A 24,273-nucleotide genomic window follows, 5' to 3' on the forward strand; every position below is an offset into this window, starting at 1 on the left:
ACATAAATATTTTATATGACCTTATAACAAACCGAAACTAAATAAGAAAACCGCTATATTCATACAGCGGTTTTCTTATTTAATTTAGACAGCTTTTTAATAAATACTGATCTGTTTATCCTTTGGATATTTGATGGAATACCCAAATCTTATCTTTTTAGTGGCACCTGCAGGGACATCCACATTCCACTTGAGTATACCTGTTTCTTTCGTTACGTCAGCTCCATTATGTTCATCTAATGTAATTTCCATCGATTTATCTGTCGCAATTGGAATCTGATCTTGTAGTGCGATGGTCACATTACTTTTCTTATTGTTTTTGATTGTAATTTCGTATACGAGACTTTGTTTTTTACTGCCACCCAAAATCTTGGTTTGGGATAGATCATTGACTCTATCGCGCTTAATACTGATCATCTTATCTTTACCCATGCTCATTCTGAGTGTGTCGCTAGTTGCATTTGGGTCAATGATGGTTTTGCCTACCAACATATTTTCGAACATCACATTTGCTGTACCTGGCATCAGGTTAAGTTTTTCATAATCCGTCAACTCAGCTATTAAATAAACATTAGGATCTAATCTTGGAAGCGCTAAATAAGTATAGTTTGCTGGATGTTTGTACTCTTTCAAAGAAACACTATGTGGTTTACCATTCGATGCGACATCATATGGAATAGCGATATCAAAGGTCGTGTTCAACTGATTCTCGTTTTGTTGCGTGAAATTATTAAGCGTGCTTGTCCCACGAATACGGATGTTTTTTTTCTGAGTTGTAGTCACCTCATCTAAAACAAGTCCCGCAGCCCTACCTTGCAAAGCCATCGGTGCAGTCGGTATATCTTGGTTATAATACAGTTGCCATGGCTCTAGTGTGGGGGCTATCCCGTATTGAGAAGGATTTCCGGTCGATAAACTTAACTTAACCTGCTTCCAATCTACGCCCGTTGCCTGCGTTACGTTCGCTTTATAGATAATTTCTAAGGGAGCGGAGATATTTGCTGAGCGCAGGTCATAAGATGCGTACCAAGATGCCTGAGTAGATGTGTAGGTAATATCAAAAGGTTGGCTACCAGCCTGATTGTTGATTACCTGCACGATCAACTGTCCGCCAGAGCCTGTTGTTTGTCCTCGGACTTCATCCAATTGTATCTTGGCTTTGTTGACGATATCCTGTTGACTCATGATTTGATCATCCAAGGTCGTTATATTGCTTTTTACTTCCAGATATTTGGTCTTGTAGTAATTAGCCATTTTAGCGAGTTCATCAACCGTAGTGCTGCCATTAGCACCTGCTATTTTTTGATTGTTCTCCAATAGCTTCAGGATACTTTCTTCCGTCGCTTTTTGATTTTCAAAAGTTTTAAGGGTGTTGGTCTCTTTCTTGAAATAGTTTTCTGCCTTTATAAAAGCATCGCTTTTAACATCAGTTTCGACATAGTTCACAGCCGATCTTACAGACATGACCGTAACATTCGGGGAACTACCGATCTGTATACTGTTTTCATCGATATTATTAGCTACATGCGTAAAAACGAGTTCACTTGCTCCAGTTGGAAGATTTACCGTAGCATGATGATTAAGCTCGGCTGAATTGGTGTACAGCATCACTTCTTTTAAATCTGTTTTAATAACTTTGGCATTCTGAGCAAATAAACCACCACTGATCATGATGCTTCCAATTGTTAATGAAATCTTTGTTATATCCATCCTGTTCGTTTAATACTTTATATAAAGATGCGGTAATATTTTATATTCCATAAAATATTTTTGCACCTATTTAGTGCTACTTTTCGATTCTGTTTCACATAGCACTGTAAATTAAATAATCTATATGCAGGTTATTTTTTTAATATTTCGAACAGGGATTGATTAATATATAATGTTTCTTTCCAAACTTTTTTTGAAAATAATATGCCCAGTTTCTTCTAAGCCTTTTAAATATTTAGCTGCGGTTATCCTAGAAACCCCCATGCGCTCAACGACAAACTCGATTTTACTATAGGGTTGTTCAAAAATTAGTTCCAATAATTCCTTATTATAGAGTTTTGGTGCTTCAGCTTTCACTTTTTCCTGTGTTTGCGTAAACATATTTTTTATGGAATCAATTTGTTGTATGGTTTGTTTTGCTGTTTCTTCAACTCCTTTTAATATAAAAAGTATCCAGTCCTCCCATCCATCTTTTGTTCTTACTTCTTGAAGTAAACGATAATAGTTAGACTTATTTTTAATAATATAGTCACTCAGATAAAGTACTGGACTGTCAAGTAGCCCGTGCAAAATCAGGTATAGTACATTAAGGATACGACCTGTCCTGCCATTACCATCGTAAAATGGGTGGATACTTTCAAATTGGTAATGCTGTATTGCTAACCTGATTAAAGGAGAAACCTCATTTTCTTCATTAATGTAATCCTCTAGGTTTTTCATTAATGATAGGATAACTTCCTTGTCATCAGGAGGTGTATAAATGACTTCACCTGTTACTGCATTTTTTAGAGAAGTGCCAGGAAGTTTTCTCAATCCTGCATTGTTTTCTTCCAGTATCTGTTGAATGGCAATAATTGTATTTGTATTTAAGAACCCACGCTTTTCTATAGTCCGGTGACCTTCTAAAATGGCTTCGCGATAACGCAAAACTTCTTTTGTTGACGAATCTATTTCGCTTCCCTTGATTGACAGTGCTTGATAAAGCTTATCATGCGTAGTAATTATGTTTTCAATTTCAGAACTTGCACGAGCCTCTTTGAGAATGACAGCATTTAATAAAATTGATTGATTAGGTAAAGTGTGAATTATTCCTTTCAACTCTGCCAAAGCTATACCAGACTTGGCGACTTGCCTTAATATGGGTATTGTCTCAATCTTTGATTGTAATACAGGTAAATACGGTAATGAATTATATGGTGCTTCTAAATTTAGTTCCATCGTGCAAAGTTTTTATATATGAATACACTGTCATGTAAAGATAATTAAATTTATTTATCATGAAGAGTCTGTTATATATACTTTTTCACGATTACCTATTGATTTGTTGGTAGCAATCGCTTCTTTTAGAATAGTCTGAGCTAAATTGATAATCATCCTTTTGTAGTCGTTAATAAATGGGTAACTCCGTATATCCAAAATTATATTCCATAAAATATTTTTGCCCTATATAGCTATTTGAGAGTTGGTTTTCGTCTATTTAGGGTCAATCTATAGCATATTGTTTACTAACAATAGTAGGTATTTGACTATTTTATTTAGTATTTATGGTTTTTTGTCTATACCTTAGTGCTTGTAATGATGTAGAGCATAGGGCTTTTTACAGCTACAATACCAAGACATTATTTATTAAATTTCCTTTGCAAAGAGATATTCTTGAAGGTCGGAAGGAAAATTATAAATTGTATTGATTTGAAACACAATTATATTGCATATAAAAAGCAATTTATCTAAGTTTGAGATAGAATCTGTATAAATCCAATATAAAATCAAGATGTTGTCGTATTGTTGTTTGCGTGTATACTGCTTTCCGATAGGATAATAAGAGGCTTTACAAAATACATTAAGTAAAAAATAGACGTATAAAAGTATGCTAGCAAGATTAGATATTAAGAATTACGCTTTAATTGATGAGCTATCCATTCGGTTTGATAAAGGGTTGAATATTATAACCGGCGAAACCGGTGCTGGTAAATCCATTATCATGGGTGCTCTGTCTCTTATTTTAGGGAGTAGGGTAGAAGGAAAATACTTTTTCAATCAAAATAAGAAATGTAGCATCGAAGGTTTCTTTCAAATTGAAGCATATGACCTGAAAGATTTCTTTTTGCTACATGATCTGGATTATGAAAAGGAAACCATTATTCGTCGCGAGATAAGTGTAGATGGTAAATCACGCGCTTTTGTCAATGACTCCCCCGTTACGCTAGCTGTACTTAAAAGTTTAGGCGAAAGGTTAATCGATATCCACTCGCAGCATGCTACTTTGCAGATCAATACCGAAGAATTTCAGTTTTTAGTGGTCGATAATGTTGCGAAATCTGCTGATTTGAAAGCAAGTTACCTCCATTCATTTCTTCGTTATAAAAAAGTGAAGAATGAATTGCGAAAAATAAGGGAACTTGCCAAACAGGCGCATATTGAGGCTGATTTTAATCAATTTCAATTTGATGAACTTCATCATGCTGGTCTGGCTCAAGGTGAGCAGGTGAGCTTGGAAGCTGAGCAACAGCAACTGGAGAATGCAGAGGAAATCAAAAGAGGTTTGCTAGGAGCATTGCATATCTTGGAAGAACAAGAGCAGAACGTAGTTTTGCAGTTGAAAGAGTCGCTGGTACAGCTAGAATCTGTGGCCCCATACCTAGCTGCTTTACCAGAGTTAAACAATCGACTTCGCAGTGTATGGATAGAAGCGAAAGATATTGCAACAGAAATTGGCAGTTTAGAACAAGGTACAAACTTGGATGAGGATAAATTATTAATCATCAATGAGCGCTTAAGTTTGATCTATAATCTTCAGAAAAAACATCATGTAGACTCTGTGGAAGAGTTATTAGCTATTAAAGACGTCCTAGAGCAAAAATTACTGGATGTCAATAGCCAAGATGAACGTATTCTGGCATTAGAAAAAGAATTGTCTGAAACTTACCAGCATGCCTTGGAAAAAGGGAAAGCATTAACGGAACTACGTCAAACCGCTTTGCCGGAAATCGAAGAACATGTGGTTTCTATGTTGGCAGAAGTCGGCATGCCCAATGCTAAACTGGAAGTGAAATTGACAGATCTAGCAGAAAATGAATTAAAAGAAAGTGGAATGAACAACATTCAATTTTTGTTTTCAGCAAATAAAGGTCAAGAATTACAAGCGATCCATAAGGTGGCTTCAGGAGGAGAGTTATCGCGTGTGATGTTGGCTATTAAATCATTAATCGCGAAGAGCTCTGCTTTACCAACCATCATATTCGATGAAATTGATACTGGTATTTCAGGGGAAGTAGCACTGAAAGTTGGCGAAATCATGGAACGATTGGCTGGAGATATGCAAGTTATCGCTATTTCCCATCTTCCGCAGATTGCATCAAAGGGGAAATCGCACTTTAAAGTTTACAAAATCGATGAAGGTGATAAAACAAAGTCCAATATTGTGCTTTTAAACCAAGAAGAGCGAATCAAGGAAATCGCTCAGATGTTGAGTGGCATAAAACCAACTTCGGCCGCTTTGGCGCATGCAAAAGCTTTGTTGAACATGGTGGGATAGATTTATAAAAAATATAATGATGATGCTACATTACGAAAGAGATCAACATAATTCTTCTGTTTCTTCTTAATCTTTTTCTGATTATGTGTAGTATGTTCTTAATCCTAATTCGGAACAAATTGGTATTTGGCAATTGGAAATAGGGTATATCTAAATTATTTTTATTTACTTCCTAGAATATGACTGTTGTATTGATGCTGAAAAGAGATGTTTAAGAGTACAAAGTGATACGCCATAAATGTAAAGCCTTGTTTCTAAATCAAGCAATATTGAACAAACCTGTATTCTAATGGTTTTTATCTTCTTTCAATTTTTTTACTTCGCTCGCAAGATCTAGTACCGCTTTGCTTAATGCTGCAATGGATTGGGTCTTGATGCGGTCTTCTTCAATGAATTTTTCCAGTAGTGCTAATAATTTGTCAGACCCATCTGAATTGAATGTCGGTTGGGTATGTTGACTAGAATTAGTCGATTGGTCATTGAATGTGTGTGAGTGTTGTATATTATAGATAACATTCTCGTCTTTAAAAGATTTGACAAAATCTGGTGTTACCCCAAGTGCGCCTGCCAGTTCTTTTAAAAGAGGTTCATCAAAAGCCACCATATTTTCAAAATCAGAAATACGTTGTTGGGAGTATCTGCTTCTGCATAACAACCCAAGTGCCTCCTGTTTAATTCCTTGAATTTCTCTTATCCGTTTTATATTGTGACCGATGTGCATGGTTTCTTTTTTTTCTTCAAAAATAGTATTCATATGCTATGATTTTGTGGGTCGGTACTTTACCGGTAAATCGGTAGGATACCATGAATTAATATGGATGACAAAGTCTAAATTTGATTTAAAATTACGAAAGTTTGTTGGTAATGACAAAATTGTAATTTGTTCTTCGGTGAGAGGAATTATAAACCAAGATTAAGCTTCTTAGTTCTTTGACGTATTGGTATTGATCGGAATAGTTAGTGGGTTAGGAATCACTATGTGATGAGTTAGAGGGTGAGAAACTTAGGACGTTAAGGGGTTAGAAGGTTAGTTTCTAGTTCACCATATACAATAATTGAGGTTGCTTGTACAGCCGTAGGGTGAGGGTCATTGCCACTCACTAAATATCTAAATAGTACTGGGGCGTTAGTTTCCAAGATTTGGAAGGCATACAACTCGTTCACATAAACTTTTCTTATCGAATATAGTTTGAAAATAATTTTTTACTAAAAAATAGATATAAGTGGTTGTTTCATTCTTTGTGTTCAAAATAGATAGACATTCTCTTGAGAAAGCTACTAATTTCTGATCAATTCCAATATGATATGAACGTTCTAAGTCGTTTTAATATACCTCAAACATGATCTCAGCTTCCAATAAAATCCGCCAGGCCGGCTGAGGTGAATAACCAAGAACAGGCATGCTCATATGCCTTAACTAAAACGATGATTATGAATAAAACTTTACAAGTACTGAAAGCCGAAAAGTATATTTCCCTGCTTCAAGATGGAGATGAGCGTGGCTTAAATTATTGCTACAATCGCTTTTACGGATATCTTTTTGTGAAATCATTCCGGGCTACAAAGGATGATTGTGCAGCTGAGAGTATAGCTCAGGAAGCATTATTGCGATTATGGCTATACCGAAAACAAGTGAAGGATATCGACGATACCTTTAACTTTTTAAAGGTACAGGTTAAATCGGCTTTATTTGCATTCTATAACACAACGCGAAATAGATTTCACAAAAGCTTACTGCGCTTAGATGGTATTGAGGATTATCAAGAGTTTTTACTCGGCTATGAAATAGAAGAAGAGGATGAAGTTGATCTGATCTATTTGGAGAAACTTGACGAAGAAAAACAAGAGCGATTGGATAAGCTTAACAAACTATTGCCAAGCCTTAACAATCAACAGCAACTATTCATCAAACTTTGTCTAAAATATAGTTTTAACTATGAACGTATTGCCCATTATTTGGGCGGTATATCTGACTATGAAGTGAGCTTACAGGTTGAAAAAACCATTGAGACACTCCGTTCTATATTCAATAATACGCAACAAATGGAGGTACTAAACAAACCATCAAAAATTATTCTTGAAGGTGAATTCAATGATCAACAGACCGAAATCTTTCGTATGCGTTATGAGCTTCAATTGTCATTTGAGCAAATCTCAGAAGCGCTACAGTTGAATCCATCTATGGTCAAACAACTGTTTGTACAGGCGCATGCTAAGATCAAAACTGCCAAGAAAACAGCTTAATAAAATAACCCGTTATGGAAAAAGATACTATTATTTTAACTCGGAAAGTTCAAATTTATTTGGATTGTGATGATAAAGAGCAACGGTCTGAGTATTATAAAAAGTTATTCGAATGGCAGGACATTGTGTACCGCGGATCGAATATGGTAATGACACACAAATATATCCAAGAGCAGATGAAAGATCTAATTTATTTGCGTGATGATGTTAAGGTTAAATTGGGAGATTTTAATAAGGATCAGGAAGGTATATTCACTACTTCGAAGTTGAATACTACTTATCAAATATTGGCTTTATATTTTAAAGGTAAACTGCCGTCGAATATTATTTCCGCAATTAATATGACCTTAAACAGGGTTTTTAGTATTGATCGTGTGGCTTATTGGAAAGGTGAAAAATCATTGCGAAATTATAAAAAAAATATGCCAATACCCTTTTCTGGAAATCAGGTGAAACTGAGCAATGATGAGAAAGGTTGGGATTTTAAATTGAAGCTTTTCAAAATTCCCTTCCGCACGTATCTAGGTAAAGACCGTTCAGATAAAAGGGTATTGCTACAGCGAGCATTGGTTGGGCAGATTAAGATTTGCGCGAGTTCTATTCAGATTGTGAAAGGGAAGATATTTCTGTTGCTAGCTCTGGAGTTACCAAAAAAGCAACACGAACTTAAAGATCATATCATTGCTGAAGCATCATTGTCTGTAGAGCATCCGATTGCAGTATCTATTGATAAGGATAGCTATCAAATAGGAAACAAAGAAGAATTTCTATACCGTCGGATGGCTATTCAGGCTGCTAGGCAACGGTTGCAAAAAGCTGCAGCATTCAATAGGGGAGGTCATGGTCGTAAGAAAAAGCTGAAAAGTTTGGAACATTTTAACGAAAAGGAGAAGCGGTATGTAGATAGTCGTCTCCATCTATATAGTCGAAAGTTGATCGATATATGTGTGAAATCTGAGGCTGGTACTTTACTGTTGGTCAATCAAAAGATGAAAGAAGAGTTCGCTAAAGGAGATGAATTCCTCTTACGAAACTGGAGCTATTATGGCCTGATTGAAAAGATAAAATACAAGGCTAATATGGCGGGTATAAACGTTATTGTAGAATAAGTTTTTTGCTTAGCTGATCAAAGTAGTTTAAATTTAACTCAGCTGGTTTGGCTCATGCAAATCTCTTGATAATAGGGTACGATAATTTTATAGTTATTTAGTTTAGTAATGAAACTAAGCAATAGTGGTCGCTGTACTAGATTCAAAGAATAAATGTCCCTTAAGTAGGGGCATTTATTCTTTGCTAAGTATGATTAATTACCAATTTCGGCGTCTGTCAAAACAATTTTGATAGCCATATCGTCAGGAGCTTGTGGAGTTAAACCACTTACATCCTTCGCAAAAATACGCACTTTACCAATTGAATAGTTAGATGAATAGTCATGACCAAATATTTCAGAAGGAATCATTTCATAGGCATCAGATCCTGCAAAGTTTACAGCTACACTAACATGCCCATCCTCGTAATATTGTTCATCTAAGTTTTTCACAGCAATCTCTATACTGTAAAGGTTTCCATCTTTTTTCCACTGATTGGATTTAACAGGATATACATAGCTAAAGCCATCTAAAATATCATTTCCTTGTGTAATATACTCCTTCGTGCAAGAAACTAAGCGAAGTTAAGGTTGCACCACCTATTAATAGGGCTAATAAAATTCTTTTCATATCTCTAGTTTTTTTCTTGTTTGCTCTTTAGTATGACTCCTGATTAACGAAGAAGTTTAACATTCTATTAACACTTCTAACAAAAAATGCACCACTAATGGTGCATTTTTATAAATAACTCAAATTCTATTAATCTTCTTTCTTATCAGCAGGCTCGATTGGTCTTTCAGAACGATCGGCAACTACTTCAATTTCTTTCGTTTCAGCATTTAAATCGACTTTTAGACGATCGCCAGATTTGATATCACCTTTTAATATTTCCTCAGCGATTGGATCTTCCAAATACTTCTGGATTGCTCGTTTTAATGGACGGGCTCCGAAATTAGTATCATATCCTTTCTCTGCAATAAAATCTTTAGCAACATCACTCAAGTCTATCGTATAGCCTAAATCTGTAATTCGACCAAAAAGAGATTGCAATTCAATATCAATGATTTTGAAGATATTCTCCTTAGATAACGAGTTGAAGACAATTACATCATCAATACGGTTTAAGAACTCGGGAGCAAATGCACGTTTTAAAGCTGTTTCGATAACAGTTCTAGAATGTGAATCCGCCTGTGTAGTTTTTGCCGCAGTGGTAAAACCAACACCTTGACCAAATTCTTTTAATTGACGTGCTCCGATATTTGAAGTCATGATGATGATTGTATTTCTAAAATCAACTTTACGACCTAAACTATCTGTCAATTGACCTTCGTCCAATACCTGCAATAATAAGTTGAAGACATCAGGATGTGCTTTTTCAATCTCATCCAATAAGATGACGGCGTATGGTTTACGACGGACTTTCTCTGTTAATTGTCCACCTTCTTCATAACCCACATATCCCGGAGGCGCTCCCACTAAACGGGAAATCGCAAATTTCTCCATGTACTCACTCATGTCGATTTGAATCAACGCATCTTGAGAATCAAACATAAAGCGCGCTAACTCTTTTGCTAGCTCGGTTTTACCAACACCAGTAGGACCAAGGAAGATGAATGAACCGATTGGTTTTTTCGGGTCTTTTAAACCTGCACGTGTACGTTGGATAGCTTTCACTAATTTATGTACAGCGTCATCTTGTCCAATGATTCTATTTTTCATCAAGTCACCCATGTTCAATAGCTTTTGGCTATCTGTTTGGCTCACACGTTGTACAGGAATACCCGTCATCATCGAAACAACTTCAGCAACATTATCTTCAGTTACGACATAACGTTTCGCTTTAGTTTCTTCTTCCCATGCTAATTTTTCACGGTCGAGTTCCTCCAACAGTTTTTTCTCAGTGTCACGTAACTTAGCAGCCTCTTCATATTTTTGACTACGCACCACACGATTTTTCTCTAATTTGATTTCTTCGATTTTCTCTTCGATATCAATGATCGTTTGTGGAACATGTATGTTCGTCAAATGCACACGAGAACCAGCCTCATCCAATGCATCGATAGCCTTATCAGGTAAGAAACGATCGGTTATATAACGAGTCGTTAAGCTTACACAAGCCTCAATAGCCTCAGGAGTATAGTTTACATTATGATGCTCCTCGTATTTTTCTTTAATACGATTTAAAATTTCAATCGTTTCATCATGAGTCGCTGGCTCAATGGTTACGCGTTGAAAACGACGATCCAAAGCACCATCTTTCTCGATGTATTGGCGATACTCATCTAATGTTGTAGCACCGATACATTGAATTTCACCCCTCGCCAATGCTGGCTTGAACATGTTGGATGCATCCAATGAAACCCGAAGCTCCACCAGCACCCACAATAGTGTGAATTTCATCGATAAATAAGATCACATCAGGTGATTTCTCCAATTCGTTCATCACCGCTTTCATACGCTCTTCAAACTGACCACGATATTTCGTGCCAGCAACTAAAGAGGCTAAGTCAAGTGTGACAACTCGTTTTCCGAATAAAACACGTGATACCTTACGTTGTACAATACGTAGTGCAAGTCCTTCTGCAATCGCAGATTTACCAACACCCGGTTCTCCGATTAACAACGGATTGTTTTTCTTACGACGTGATAAAATTTGAGAAACGCGTTCTATTTCTTTTTCACGACCTACGATAGGGTCAAGACGACCTTCCTCTGCGGCTTTTGTTAAGTCACGTCCGAAGTTATCCAAAACCGGAGTTTTAGATTTAATATCAGAGACCTTTTTAGGTTGAATGAATTGCTCTTCCTCAGGGTAATCGTCATCACCAGTCGACGATCCTGGAGCCTCATCACGAATTGTTGTCTTATTTTGTTCTACTTCCGCTTTGAAGATATCATAACTCACTTGATATTGCTGCAATATTTGAGAAGCGATATTATCCTCATCTCTTAAAATTGCCAATAATAAATGTTCTGTTCCTATGATTTCACTTTTAAAAATCTTAGCTTCTAAATATGTGATTTTAAGTACTTTTTCTGCTTGTTTTGTAAGTGGCATATTGCCAATAGGAGCGCGAGATACAGATGAGCTTTTCACGGCCTCCTCTACAGATAGACGTAAAGCTGCAGTATCGATTCCGATATTTTTCAGAATCTTGATTGCCATGCCATCACCTTCACGAATCAGACCTAACAATAAATGTTCCGTACCAATATAATCGTGACGCAATCTCAAAGCCTCTTCTCTACTGTACGATATGACATCTTTTACGCGCGGTGAAAATTTTGCTTCCATGTAATTTACCTTTCTTTTAATGACCAGAATGATATAAATGTAATAAATTTACTTTATCAATCCTTAATATTTTAGTAATATTTATCAACAATTAAGCCATCCTACAAATTCGATCAAAATGTCAGTATAAAAGTTTACATTTGTGTGTATTTATTGTCCAAATAAAGTATAATTGATTAGTATGTCAGACGAAAAAATAATCTTTTCAATGGCGGGTGTCAACAAAATCTACCCCCCTCAAAAACAAGTTTTAAAAAATATTTACCTTTCTTTTTTCTACGGTGCAAAGATTGGTGTAATCGGTCTTAATGGTTCGGGTAAATCCTCATTATTAAAAATAATTGCCGGTTTAGATAAATCATTCCAAGGTGAAGTTGTTTTCTCTCCAGGGTATTCTGTTGGCTATTTAGCGCAAGAGCCTATTTTGGATCCTGAAAAAACTGTTTTGGAAATTGTCCAAGAGGGTGTTGCTGAAATAACTGCTATCTTAAAAGAATACGAAGAAATTAATGAAAAATTTGGCTTACCAGAAGTGTATGAAAATGCAGATGAGATGGATAAGCTATTAAACAGACAAGGTGAGCTTCAAGATATTATTGATGCGACTAATGCTTGGGAAATTGACTCGAAATTAGAACGCGCAATGGATGCTTTACGTTGTCCTGAACCAGATGCGAAGATTGCCAATTTGTCAGGAGGTGAGCGTCGTCGTGTAGCAATGTGTCGTCTTTTACTTCAAGAACCGGATGTTTTATTGTTGGATGAGCCTACCAACCACTTGGACGCAGAGTCTATTGATTGGTTAGAACAACATTTACAACAATATAAAGGAACTGTCATTGCCGTTACCCACGATAGATACTTCTTGGATAATGTGGCTGGTTGGATCCTTGAGTTGGATCGTGGCGAAGGTCTTCCTTGGAAAGGAAATTACTCTTCTTGGTTGGATCAAAAATCAAAACGCTTAGCGCAAGAAGAGAAAACAGAATCAAAACGTCAGAAAACATTAGAGCGCGAGTTGGAATGGGTACGTATGGCGCCAAAAGCGAGACATGCCAAATCTAAAGCGCGTCTTCATAACTATGATAAATTAGCATCTGAAGAAACGAAAGATCGTGAAGAAAAATTAGAACTGTTCATCCCGCCAGGACCGCGTTTAGGAAATGTCGTGATCGAGGCGGATAATATTTCTAAAGCCTATGGTGACCGTATTTTATTTGAAAATTTAAGTTTCTCACTTCCTCCTGCTGGTATCGTAGGTATTATTGGTCCCAATGGTGCTGGTAAGACAACTTTATTCCGCCTAATCACTGGTCAGGAGCAACCGGATACAGGTACATTTAAAGTAGGTGAAACCGTTGTTATTGGATATGTAGATCAAAACCATGATGACCTTGATCCTGAGAAATCAGTATGGGAAAATATTACCGATGGTAATGAAAATATCATGCTGGGCAATCGCTCGTCAAACTCGAGAGCATATGTTTCTAAGTTCAACTTTAACGGTGCCGATCAACAAAAGAAAGTAGGTGTTTTATCAGGTGGTGAGCGTAACCGTGTACACTTGGCAATTACATTAAAGAAAAGTTCTAACGTACTGCTTTTAGATGAGCCTACCAACGATATTGACGTAAATACCTTACGTGCTTTAGAAGAAGGGTTGGAGAACTTTGGTGGTTGTGCTGTAGTCATCTCCCACGATAGATGGTTCTTAGATCGTATCTGTACACATATTCTAGCCTTTGAAGGTGATTCTCAAGTGAGATTCTTCGAGGGTAACTATTCGGAATATGAAGAAAATAGAAAGAAAAGACTTGGTGATGTTACACCACATCGTCTTAAATATAAAAAATTAGTAAAATAGTTCATGGACAGTGCGAAGCTTTTAGAGGCGATTATTGATCATGCTATCGATGGGATCATTACCATTGATAATCGCGGTATTATAGAATCTATCAATCCGGCAGCTTCTAGTTTATTTGGTTACACTGGAGAAGAGGTAATAGGCAATAATGTTTCGATGTTAATGCCCGAGCCGTACCATAGTGAGCACGATAGCTATATCAGTAATTATAAAAGTACAGGTCATAAAAAAATAATCGGGATAGGAAGGGAGGTTCTTGGAAGGAAAAAAGATGGAACCACCTTCCCGTTTCGTTTGGCTGTGAGTGAGGTATGGTATAAAAGAAGAAATATTTTTACCGGATTTATTCATGACCTTACACGAGAGAAACTGGCAGAAAATCGACTGAAAAGACACGCCGTTGAACTGGAGCAAAAAGTAAGCGAAAGAACGAAGGACTTGATTATGCTGGTGTCGGAGTTGGAAAAAACAAAGGCTGAAGTCTCCAAATCCTTGGAAAAAGAAAAAGAACTTGGTCAGTTAAAATCGCGGTTCGTTTCCATGGCTTCACACGAGTTTAGAACGCCATTGAGTTCGGTGCAATTATCCGCAGCCTTAATCGATAAGTATATCGAAAAACCCGATTTTGCTAGTGTGCTAAAACATACCAACAAGATCAAAGGTTCAGTTCAATTACTAACGAGCATCTTAAATGATTTTCTTTCCTTAGAAAAGCTCGAAGCTGGAGTGGTCACGGTTGATAAAAAGATGATTAATGTAGTCGAATTAGCAGAAGAAATTACTGAAGAGATGCAATTGATCTGTAAGAAAAATCAACATATCATCTATCAACATACCGGTGCCGTTGGTATATTTATGCTGGACGCTAACTTATTGAAAAATGCAGTTGTCAATTTGATTTCAAATGCCATAAAATATTCCGGAGAAGACACTTTCATTGAATTTAATACGATAGTTGACGCGGATACCTGTATTATAAAAGTGCGAGACAATGGCATTGGTATTCCTGTAGAGGAACAGGTCAATCTATTTGAACCATTTTTTAGAGCACATAATACGGGTAATATTCCGGGTACTGGACTTGGATTGAATATCGTGAAACGCTATGTTCACCTCATGGAGGGCACATTGGAATATAAATCTGCCATTAATGAAGGAGCTTTTTTTAAGATGATATTTACGCAAGAAAAATAGTTGTAAGTGGAAAAGAAGACAATACTAATTATAGAAGATAATTCAGATATCCGAGAGGGAGCGACAGAGATTTTGGAGTTAACCGGTCAATATCATGTAATCGCTGCAGAAAATGGACGCTCTGGAGTGGAACTTGCAACCACTCATTTACCTGATTTGATATTGTGCGATATTATGATGCCCGAATTGGATGGTTATGGGGTTTTATATATTCTCAGTAAAAACGAAGAAACGGCTCATATTCCATTTATCTTTATGACTGCTAAAGCAGAACGCTCGGATATGCGAAAAGCGATGGAATTGGGTGCTGATGATTATCTAACAAAACCTTTTGATGACGTCGAACTGCTAAATGCGATAGACGTTCGTTTTAAAAAACGTGGACAAATTGGAGAGGCCATCACCATCAAGAATTCTTTGTACCTCAGTTCTGAAGAACAAGATTTCCTGTTAAAGGAATTGGTCGATAAATCGCGTGTTAAAGTATTTAAAAAAAAGCAACCCATTTACGAACAAGGAGATTCTCCAGTATTCGTTTATTTTGTAATAAGTGGAACTGTCAGAAATTTTCTTTGTTATGAAGATGGACGTGAACTTTCTACAGATATGCAGTTAGCAGGTACATATCTAGGTTATGAAGCCATGTTATTGAATGAGAAATACTCCGATAATGTGGAAACTGTTGATAAATCTGAAATTGCACTCATTAGTAAGGAAGATTTTTTTGAATTGATGTACCGAAAACCACTGATAGCAGGAAAGTTTATTAAACTACTAACGGGTAATATCAGGGGAAAAGAAGAACAGCTGCTGGGATTCGCCTATGGTACCGTTCGTAAAAGAATCGCAAATGCCTTAATCAGTGTTGTTGAAAAAAGTATGGACCTGGGGAATGACGATGAATGTGTTATTCAGATATCCAGAGAGGGAATAGCGACGATTGCAGGTACTGCAAATGAAACTGTTTCTCGTATTCTTTCTGATTTTCGAGATGAAGATCTAATTGCTAAAGAGAAAAGTGCAATCCGTATTATATCGGTTAAAAAACTTCGAAATATTAAGCAATAGCGCATTTTTTGCTGGCTATAAAATATAAAAGGGGTGGATTCAAAAGAATCCACCCCTTTTATATTTTTAGACCATTGACCATTATCGCTTAAATATGTGACGAAGATCACTTTTTTAACTGACCAACTTCATGTGTAAGAATTTGAAGTCTATTTACTTTTGTTTTATTCGGATTTAGAATTTCAAAAGAGATCGCATGAAAGTAGTTGTTTATAGTATTCAGACTCATGAAAAGGAGTTGTTAGCAGTAGCCAATGGCAAAATGCATGATTTGACATTAATCGCCAATGGCCTTAATGAAGAAACTAAAGTGTATGCTTCAGGAAAGGATGTTGTGGTCATTTCGGGAGCTGATATTTTGAAGTCTTCCATGATGCAGACCTTAAAAAGTATGGGGGTGGCCAGAATTATGACACGCACCTTAGGAACCGATCATATTGATTTGGTGGAAGCGGGAAATTTAGATATACAAGTAGCCAATACGCCATTTGAAGATCAAAGTCCAAAAGGAATTGCAGAACAAACGATCCGTAATTTGAATTTGTGGGGCGCAGGAAAATGCGTAGGTACCGCTTGTTGCTGTTTGAAAGATTGTCCTGTAAAATCATAGGTTCATGATAGACAATACAAGCGAATCTAGACTGCAAGCGTTAATCGAAAAATACAATGTTGCAGCTCCACGTTATACGAGTTATCCAACCGTTCCTTTTTGGGATAATGATCATTTTTCTCCTGATGAATGGTCTACAAGGGTCTACCATTCCTATCAAAAATCGAAAGATGCCGGAATAAGTCTTTATATCCATCTTCCGTTTTGTGAAAGTCTATGTACCTACTGTGGATGCAATACAAGAATTACAAAAAACCATAGGGTTGAAATACCATATATAACTAGTTTACTAAAAGAGTGGGGGATGTATACAGCAATATTGAAGGATGGTGCGCCTTTGATCTCTGAAATTCACTTCGGTGGAGGAACCCCTACTTTTTTTGCACCAGAACATCTTGCAAAACTGATTAACGGTATTAAAGCACAAGCTCAAATCGCTAAAGATGCGTCATTTTCATTCGAAGCGCATCCGGGTAATACGACTTATGAGCACTTAGCTGTTTTGTATCAATTAGGTTTTCGAAGATTGAGCTTAGGAATTCAAGATTTTGATCCATTAGTACAATTCACAATTAATAGAAAACAGGAAGTGGCAGATGTGCAGCGTGTGATGCGAGAGGCACGTACACTTGGCTACACTTCTATTAATTTTGATTTAATATACGGTTTGCCTAAACAGAACCTAGCGACCATAACCGATACGCTAAAAGCATCTCTAAAACTGAATCCGGATCGCATATCTTTTTATAGTTATGCCCATGTCCCTTGGATTAAACCTGGGCAGCGTCATTATACAGAAGAAGATCTACCAAGAGGCGAAGAAAAATTAGCGCTATATACAGCTGGAAAGAAATTAATACAAGAGGCTGGATATGAGGATGTCGGGATGGATCATTTTGCTAGGATAGGTGATGAGTTGTTTCTTGCCTTTCAGCAAGAAAGACTCCATCGTAATTTTATGGGATATGCCGATCGTTATCGTCCACTTCTTATTGGTTTGGGAGTGTCATCTATCAGTGATTCGTGGGATGGTTTTGCGCAAAATGTGAAAAGTGTCGAAGAGTATCAAAAACTGTTAGCACAAAATGAAATCCCTGTAGTGAAAGGGCACCTACTTGATCCAGAAGATTTGGTCATTAGGCGGTATATCCTGAACCTCATGTGTAAAGGAAAAACAAAGTTCGTGAGCGGGTTTCCTTTCAATGAAGCGATTTTAAATAGATTGGAAGTGATGATATTGGAAGGATTGGTTACGGTGGAAGAGGATATTATCACGATTTCTCCATTAGGTAAGTCCTTTTTGAGGAATGTATGTATGCAATTTGATTTGAAGCTCCAACAGTCTAAGGGAGAAAAGAAATTATTTAGTCAAGCTATTTAAGATAAGACAATGGTTGAAATTAAGGATATCCAAGTAAATCAATCTTGTTTTCATTGTGGTGACGCGCTTCTTTCGAGCGATTATAGGTACGATGATCATGATTTTTGTTGTTTAGGTTGTCAGACGGTATACCAGATTCTACATGATAATAATCTGAAAAGTTATTACCGCTACAATCAACATCCTGGTAAATCGAATAAAGGGGAAATTGTAAATCTGGCATACTTAGATGAACCGGTAATTGCTGATAAATTGATTGATTTTAAAGGGGAGCAGATTACCATCGTTACTTTTTATATCCCTGTAATTCACTGTAGCTCTTGTATTTGGTTGTTAGAAAATTTATATAAAATAAATCCAAACGTGCTATCCTCGCAGGTCGATTTTATGAAAAAACAGGCGAGCATCACATTTAAACACCAAGATCTATCGCTTCGTAATCTTGTCGCCTTATTGATAAGCATTGGCTATGAGCCTAAAGTTACCTTGCAGGATATCGTTAAAGAAGGGAAAAAAGCGAATTCAAATCCATTAATTGCTAAAATAGCAGTTGCGGGGTTTTGTTTTGGAAATTCCATGATGTTGAGTTTTCCGGAATATTTCGGACTTGCAGCATTTGAAAAATCATATTCTTTGTTTTTTGGATATGCAAATTTATTATTTGCGATACCTGTACTGTGTTATAGTGCATCAGATTATTTTAAATCTGCATTTCTAAGTATTCGCCAAAAAAGATTAAATCTGGATGTACCATTGGCCTTAGGGATTTTTATCTTATTTGTGCGTACTGCGTATGATGTCATCACGCAGTCAGGAGCAGGCTTTGCAGATACGTTATGTAGTTTGGTGTTTTTTATTTTGATAGGAAAATGGATACAGGAAAAAACCTATCATCATATATCTTTTGAACGGGATTATAGGAGTTATTTTCCAGTGGCAGTCACCACGATAGTCGACGGAAAAGAAAAAGCGATTCAGCTTGCTGACCTACAGGTCGGAGATCGTATTCTGGTACGTAATAATGAAATAATTCCTGCTGATGCGCTATTGTTAAATGGAGAAGCTTGTATAGACTTTAGTTTTGTAACAGGAGAATCAAAACCAGTTGCCAAAACTTTGGGTGAAGTCATCTATGCAGGAGGGCGTCAAACGGCTAAAGCCATCGAGTTGGAGGTCGTCAAGTCTGTATCCCAGTCTTATTTAACCAGATTGTGGAATAATGAAAATTATAAACACTACGATAAGCCATTCCAAACCTTTATTGGGTACATCAGTAAATATTTTACGATTGTTTTATTATTGATTGCTGTTTCTGCGACAGTATTTTGGATGATAGACCAAGATGGCAACAAGGCTTGGGGTGCTTTTACAGCAGTATTGATTATTGCCTGTCCCTGTGCATTGGCATTAAGTTCTCCTTTTACCCTTGCAGCCGCTTTAAGTGTGTTCGATCGAAATAAATTTTATGCCAAAAATGCAGCAACAGTAGAACAGATGGCTACGGTCGATACCGTAGTTTTTGATAAAACAGGAACAATTTCTTCCCCAATGGTGAATGGGATTGCTTTTGAAGGTTTCTTAACCGCAGAGGAAAAAAGATTAGTATATTCTTCTTGTCGTAATTCAAGTCATCCTTTGAGCAGAGAGATCGTCAAATGGATGGAGGATATAGAAGCTGTCCCGGTAAATAGCTATCAGGAAAGTGTAGGTGAGGGGTCGGTTACGCATATTGGTAGAGCGATCGTTAAGATAGGGAGCGCCCGGTTTGTCGGTGCTTCTAAAACTATTGGTGAAGAATCCCACGTATTTGTTGCGATCAATGGTGAAGTAAAAGGTTGTTTCTCCATGGAACAGTCATGGCGTCCAGGATTATCGGGTGTTATACATAACTTGAAAAAATACGATCTGCATTTGATTTCTGGTGATAATGATCATAAAAAAGATGTTTTGAAGGATCTTTTTCCACCAACAGCCCAACTCATGTTTAATCAATCGCCATTGAATAAATTGGAAATTATAAACTTAATCCAAGAAAATGGAAGACATATCTGTATGCTTGGTGATGGCTTAAATGATGCTGGTGCATTGAAGGCTGCCGCATTGGGAATCGCAGTTAGTGATGATATCAATAATTTTTCACCTGGTTGCGATGCAATCTTGGATGGTGCTTCGTTCGAAAAATTGCCGCAATTTTTTGACTTTAGTAAAGATGTGGTACGTGTGATACATTTGAGTTTCGGTATTTCACTTTTCTATAATGTCATTGGGTTGAGTTTTGCCGTCCAAGGTGAGATGTCGCCATTATTTGCTGCGATATTGATGCCCATCAGCACTGTCACCATTATATCTTTTACGAGCTTGTTGACACATTGGTATGCCAAGAGGAGAGGCTTATAGTGATTTTATTAAATAAAATAAGGTATGAGTATTATTTTTATGTTGATTGGATGTAGTGTATTTCTTGCTTTAATATTTTTAGGGGCATTCTTTTGGGCTAATAAAACAGGACAGCATGATGATACCTATACACCTTCTGTCCGTATTTTATTTGATGATGATTTGGAAGAGATAGAACCTAAGCAGGTGCTTAAAAAATAGTAGTGGGCATGAGGAGTACCTAGTTACTCTTTAACACCTTGCCTTTATCTGTAATAAATAGGTAGTCGTAATCGGGGAATCTTTTAACCAATTTTACACCCTCTTTTTGGCCTAGGACCATAATGGACGTACTTAATGCATTGGCAAATTCTGCTGATGGACCATAGATCGTAACACTCGTTAGGCCGGTTGCAGGGATACCCGTTTTTGGATTGATGATATGGGCATATCGTTTGTTATCAATCTCAGCATACTTCTCGTAATTACCTGATGTTGCAACAGCACTTTCTTTCATCTTCAGTATTTTAATCGTTTTGTAAGACTTAAAGGGATTTTTAATCCCGATTAACCAAGGTTTGTTATTAGGCTGAAGACCCCAAGTGGCGATATCGCCAGAAGCATTTACGATTCCTGCTTTAACAGACTTCGCCTGCATCAAAGTTCTACCCATATCGGCAGCATAGCCTTTTCCAATTGATCCAAAACCAATCTTCATACCCGGCAAGGCGAGGTAAATACTGCTATTTATGCTATCTAAAATAATGTGGTTATAACCTACTTTTTCAATCGATTTTCGAATTACTTCTTCTGAAGGTAATGCCGTCATTGATCCGTCGAATTGCCAGATTTTGTCTAAAGCAATGATGCTGATGTCGAAAGCCCCATTGGAAAGTTGTGCATATGCAATTGCCCTTTTTGTCAAATTAAAAACTTCGCGATCTACCCTTACTGGTTTGATTCCTGCATTGCGGTTAACTTCTGAAATCTGACTTTCGGGTCGCCATTCTGATATGAGATTCTCAATTCGCGATACTTCAGCAATTACCAAATCAATATGATGATGCGCTGTTGTGCTATCGTGGTCAACCACAGTAATCTCAAATACAGAGCCCATCAAAGTAGTTTGTTGCCTCACGACAATTTGTGCATGGCTGTAGCTGTAATGGAAAAGTAGGAAAGTAACGAGCGTATACAAAAACTTCATAATCTGTTGCGTGACGATTTACATTAATAGCAATCTGTTAAGATTTGATTGCTTTCCTTATAATGACTTAATGCGCTATCTTTATGTAATAACGTTATTTCTTCAATAACTTGCTCCACGTCGCGTTGCATACGGAGTGATCCACAAATCATAATAACGCCTCCACTTTCTAAATGTGCTAAGAACAGAAGAACATCCTGCTTAATGAGATCCATGACATACTGTGACTCTTGCTCTCTTGAATAAGCAAAGTGAAATGTATTGAGGTGGTTATTTGCAATTTGCTCTCGAGCGAAATCTTGATAACGTTGCGTCAGACTGTTATCATATCGAAAGCCAGCATATAAATGAATAGCTGTGTTCTTGTTATTGCGGATCATTCCTAAAAATGGAGCTATACCTGTTCCATTTGCAATCATAATGACTGCTGGCACTTTTGGAAAGTGAAAGTCAGGATTACGCATCACACGAGCACGAATGATATCGTTCTCCGCTAATTGGTATAGAAAATTTGAACCCAATCCATTTTCATGCAATTTTACTTCAAGCTGAATCATCCCATTATTTTGTCCAATAGAATAGAACCGTTCTCTATTATCATGGGCGGGGTAAATGGCCAAGAGATCGCCTGATTCAAATTTTAGTTTTGATTGTGGTTTTAGTAAAACTGTAAATGTTGCATGATCTTCACCTGTTTTTTTGATCACTTTCAATTTTCTAATCCCGTCAACTTTTGCTTGATATAATGAAGGTGCTGTAGCTAGGGCTATACATGATTTCTCACTCCAATGATGAATCCAGTTTGTGAGTTCGGGAATTGATTTATCATTGATCTTATGCAGCGCTAAGAATCGGGTAGTCCAATTCTGTTTTTCTAGAATTTCGTCGATTTGTGCAGCGTACGCACAATAGTCAGGGTAAACTCGAGAGCCGAATCCTACAACGCTATAGTGTACATGTTTATTCTGCGGGAATTTCAGAACCAATTCTTCAAAATTTGAGGCATTGGTTGGTGCTGTCCCGATTCCATAAGTAGAGGTGAATATAATCAGATGCTGAGCATTCGGATATTTACCGTACTGATTCATTGAGGTAAGAAAAGAACGCTTGCCATCTCCTAACAATTGTTTATGTATTTGATTGGCATAGAATAAAGTGGATCCATTTTCCGAACCTACTAAAATAATGATTTCTGCTTGATCAGCTTTATATTTGTTCTTAACCTTAGTCTTTGTTCGCTTGAAAGTAATAACAAATCCTGAATAGATGAAAAAAACGATGTTTAATGAAGCGAGACCTAGGATAATTGCCCAGATAACATTTGTTCTACCCGTATGGATATCAAGACTAAGTTTTTCTAGAGCTGCGGTATATGGATATTTGACTTCCCTGATTATATCGCCATTAAATTGATTGACGGTTACCACGCGGTCTTTAAACTTAAGGGTGTAATACTCTTCTGGATCATCGTCCATAAAAGGAAATTCTATTTTTTCAAGATCAGCAAACGTGTTCTCTTGAAAAATACGGAATTCTTCTATTTTTTTATTTTCAGTACCATCTATAAGCTTATGCTTGATTTCTTCGTTTGGTCTCTTCATAAGATCCATGCGAGCCATAAATAAGTATGTCCCAGTCAAGGCGATGATGAGTACTGGGATTAAGAATAGTCTACCGCTGACAACGTGGAAATATTGAGCGAAGAAATCGCGATTTATTTTAGCGCAAAAATTCTTGATTCCTTGTTGACGTTTAAGGATGAGCGCAATTCCACTTATGCTAATCAGTAAGAGTAAAAAGGAAACTATGCCGACTATGATACGTCCTGTTTCATGGAGAAATAAGGAGCGATGTAATGCAGTCGTCCATTGTATAAACTGACTTTTGGGTTTAATTTCACCTAATACTGCACCCGTTATCGGATTGATATAGGCTTTTATGGTATTGCCCTCCTCATCCAAAGCATCGATACTGACAAATTGATTGTGATCGACTGCTATTTCAATGATTTCAGGATAAACCTTGCGCAATCCTGTTATGGATTGCGCAAGGTTTATGGAACTCGAATTTTCTACTTGGTATGCTTGTGTTTTTTCGTTAACAGCATCTATCGCTAATATAATTCCGGTTAAGGAAAGAATGAGTAAAAATAGGGATGATACTACGGCAAGAGCTAAATGTGCATACCTCCATATGGATAAGGTCATTATTACTTATTGGACTTTACTTAATTTTACAAATCGGATATATCCTTTACCATTGGCGCGTTCAGCAAGCGATTCTACGGTCAATGGTATTTCGACATCTGTAACATGATATTTTTGTTCTTCAACAGCAGATTCAAAACGTAGTTTATATCCTTTGTTTAACTTTGCATCGTCAATTTCAATTGTTCTCATTGCACGATCGCCTCCACCAACTGAGGCACCTGTAATTGCACTCAATTTTCCGTTGGACTTTGTTTGAAACTTGTGCCATTCCTTTAGGGTGTTATACCATTGTTTATCTGGCCCCAAAACAGAAAGCGTTTTTTCATAAGCTCCTTTAGGGTTGATTAATGATATGATAACGTAAGCACCTTCGCCTTCATAGCTATTCATTTGAATCATGCATTTGAATTTGCTAGTTTGTGCAAATGAATTTGCGCTGAAAAGCGTGATAACGGATATAAGTAGGATATATTTTAGTGAAATTTTCATAC

At 37.0% G+C, this 24,273-nt stretch carries 17 protein-coding genes and 1 pseudogene; 10 read left to right on the plus strand and 8 right to left on the minus strand.

The window, feature by feature from the left end; all coding sequences use genetic code 11:
* Positions 1–96 precede the first annotated feature (96 nt).
* Together ACFX5U_RS03790 and ACFX5U_RS03795 are read right to left on the minus strand one after the other, a co-directional pair.
* The gene (locus ACFX5U_RS03790; protein WP_400262547.1) at positions 97–1,710 is read right to left on the minus strand and encodes a DUF4139 domain-containing protein; all 1,614 of its coding nucleotides are present in this window, start codon (positions 1,708–1,710) and stop codon (positions 97–99) included.
* 162 nt (positions 1,711–1,872) lie between these two features.
* A complete protein-coding gene (locus tag ACFX5U_RS03795; RefSeq protein WP_400262548.1) occupies positions 1,873–2,928 on the minus strand; it encodes a Fic family protein in 1,056 nt (351 codons plus the stop codon).
* A 649-nt stretch (positions 2,929–3,577) separates the two neighbouring features.
* Between ACFX5U_RS03795 and recN the strand changes: the two genes are divergently transcribed.
* Entirely contained in the window at positions 3,578–5,245 is a 1,668-nt protein-coding gene (gene recN / locus ACFX5U_RS03800; protein ID WP_400262549.1) for a DNA repair protein RecN, read from the plus strand.
* 286 nt (positions 5,246–5,531) lie between these two features.
* On the opposite strand, the gene ACFX5U_RS03805 is transcribed toward recN, so the two are convergent.
* Complete coding sequence (locus tag ACFX5U_RS03805; RefSeq protein ID WP_400262550.1) at positions 5,532–5,999, minus strand: helix-turn-helix domain-containing protein; 468 nt, start codon at positions 5,997–5,999, stop codon at positions 5,532–5,534.
* A 677-nt stretch (positions 6,000–6,676) separates the two neighbouring features.
* Here ACFX5U_RS03805 and ACFX5U_RS03810 point away from each other — a divergent pair.
* Entirely contained in the window at positions 6,677–7,489 is an 813-nt protein-coding gene (locus ACFX5U_RS03810) for a hypothetical protein (protein ID WP_400262551.1), read from the plus strand.
* Between the two features lie 14 nt (positions 7,490–7,503).
* Complete coding sequence (locus ACFX5U_RS03815) at positions 7,504–8,598, plus strand: hypothetical protein (RefSeq protein ID WP_400262552.1); 1,095 nt, start codon at positions 7,504–7,506, stop codon at positions 8,596–8,598.
* 194 nt (positions 8,599–8,792) lie between these two features.
* On the opposite strand, the gene ACFX5U_RS03820 is transcribed toward ACFX5U_RS03815, so the two are convergent.
* Together ACFX5U_RS03820 and ACFX5U_RS03825 are read right to left on the minus strand one after the other, a co-directional pair.
* A complete protein-coding gene (locus tag ACFX5U_RS03820) occupies positions 8,793–9,029 on the minus strand; it encodes a hypothetical protein (RefSeq protein WP_400262553.1) in 237 nt (78 codons plus the stop codon).
* A gap of 307 nt (positions 9,030–9,336) precedes the next feature.
* Positions 9,337–11,872, minus strand: a pseudogene (locus tag ACFX5U_RS03825) (ATP-dependent Clp protease ATP-binding subunit).
* A 181-nt stretch (positions 11,873–12,053) separates the two neighbouring features.
* Between ACFX5U_RS03825 and ettA the strand changes: the two are divergent.
* The 7 genes from ettA (at position 12,054) to ccoS (ending at position 20,587) form a co-directional block, all read left to right on the plus strand.
* Entirely contained in the window at positions 12,054–13,736 is a 1,683-nt protein-coding gene (gene ettA, locus ACFX5U_RS03830) for an energy-dependent translational throttle protein EttA (RefSeq protein ID WP_038696428.1), read from the plus strand.
* A 3-nt stretch (positions 13,737–13,739) separates the two neighbouring features.
* Positions 13,740–14,930 (plus strand): PAS domain-containing sensor histidine kinase, encoded by a 1,191-nt coding sequence (locus ACFX5U_RS03835; protein WP_038696430.1) that lies wholly within the window; start codon positions 13,740–13,742, stop codon positions 14,928–14,930.
* 6 nt (positions 14,931–14,936) lie between these two features.
* Entirely contained in the window at positions 14,937–15,998 is a 1,062-nt protein-coding gene (locus tag ACFX5U_RS03840; RefSeq protein ID WP_038696432.1) for a response regulator, read from the plus strand.
* A 196-nt stretch (positions 15,999–16,194) separates the two neighbouring features.
* The gene (locus tag ACFX5U_RS03845; protein WP_280570219.1) at positions 16,195–16,608 is read left to right on the plus strand and encodes a lactate dehydrogenase; all 414 of its coding nucleotides are present in this window, start codon (positions 16,195–16,197) and stop codon (positions 16,606–16,608) included.
* Positions 16,609–16,612: 4 nt separating this feature from the next.
* Positions 16,613–17,989, plus strand: a complete 1,377-nt coding sequence (gene hemN / locus ACFX5U_RS03850) for an oxygen-independent coproporphyrinogen III oxidase (protein ID WP_400262554.1) — start codon at positions 16,613–16,615, stop codon at positions 17,987–17,989.
* Between the two features lie 9 nt (positions 17,990–17,998).
* A complete protein-coding gene (locus tag ACFX5U_RS03855) occupies positions 17,999–20,386 on the plus strand; it encodes a heavy metal translocating P-type ATPase (protein ID WP_400262555.1) in 2,388 nt (795 codons plus the stop codon).
* A 24-nt stretch (positions 20,387–20,410) separates the two neighbouring features.
* A complete protein-coding gene (ccoS, locus tag ACFX5U_RS03860) occupies positions 20,411–20,587 on the plus strand; it encodes a cbb3-type cytochrome oxidase assembly protein CcoS (RefSeq protein WP_038696441.1) in 177 nt (58 codons plus the stop codon).
* A gap of 19 nt (positions 20,588–20,606) precedes the next feature.
* Here ccoS and ACFX5U_RS03865 read toward each other — a convergent pair whose 3' ends face one another.
* Genes ACFX5U_RS03865 through ACFX5U_RS03875 form a run of 3 tightly spaced genes read right to left on the minus strand, consistent with a single transcriptional unit; the run spans position 20,607 to position 24,271 of the window.
* Positions 20,607–21,572: an FAD:protein FMN transferase gene (locus ACFX5U_RS03865; protein WP_400262556.1), complete on the minus strand. Its 966-nt coding sequence runs from the start codon at positions 21,570–21,572 to the stop codon at positions 20,607–20,609.
* Positions 21,573–21,595: 23 nt separating this feature from the next.
* The gene (locus ACFX5U_RS03870; protein WP_400262557.1) at positions 21,596–23,779 is read right to left on the minus strand and encodes a PepSY domain-containing protein; all 2,184 of its coding nucleotides are present in this window, start codon (positions 23,777–23,779) and stop codon (positions 21,596–21,598) included.
* A 6-nt stretch (positions 23,780–23,785) separates the two neighbouring features.
* Complete coding sequence (locus ACFX5U_RS03875; RefSeq protein ID WP_038696447.1) at positions 23,786–24,271, minus strand: DUF2271 domain-containing protein; 486 nt, start codon at positions 24,269–24,271, stop codon at positions 23,786–23,788.
* Positions 24,272–24,273: the final 2 nt, after the last annotated feature.

Source organism: Sphingobacterium sp. SG20118 (assembly GCF_044740685.1).
Taxonomy (GTDB): domain Bacteria; phylum Bacteroidota; class Bacteroidia; order Sphingobacteriales; family Sphingobacteriaceae; genus Sphingobacterium.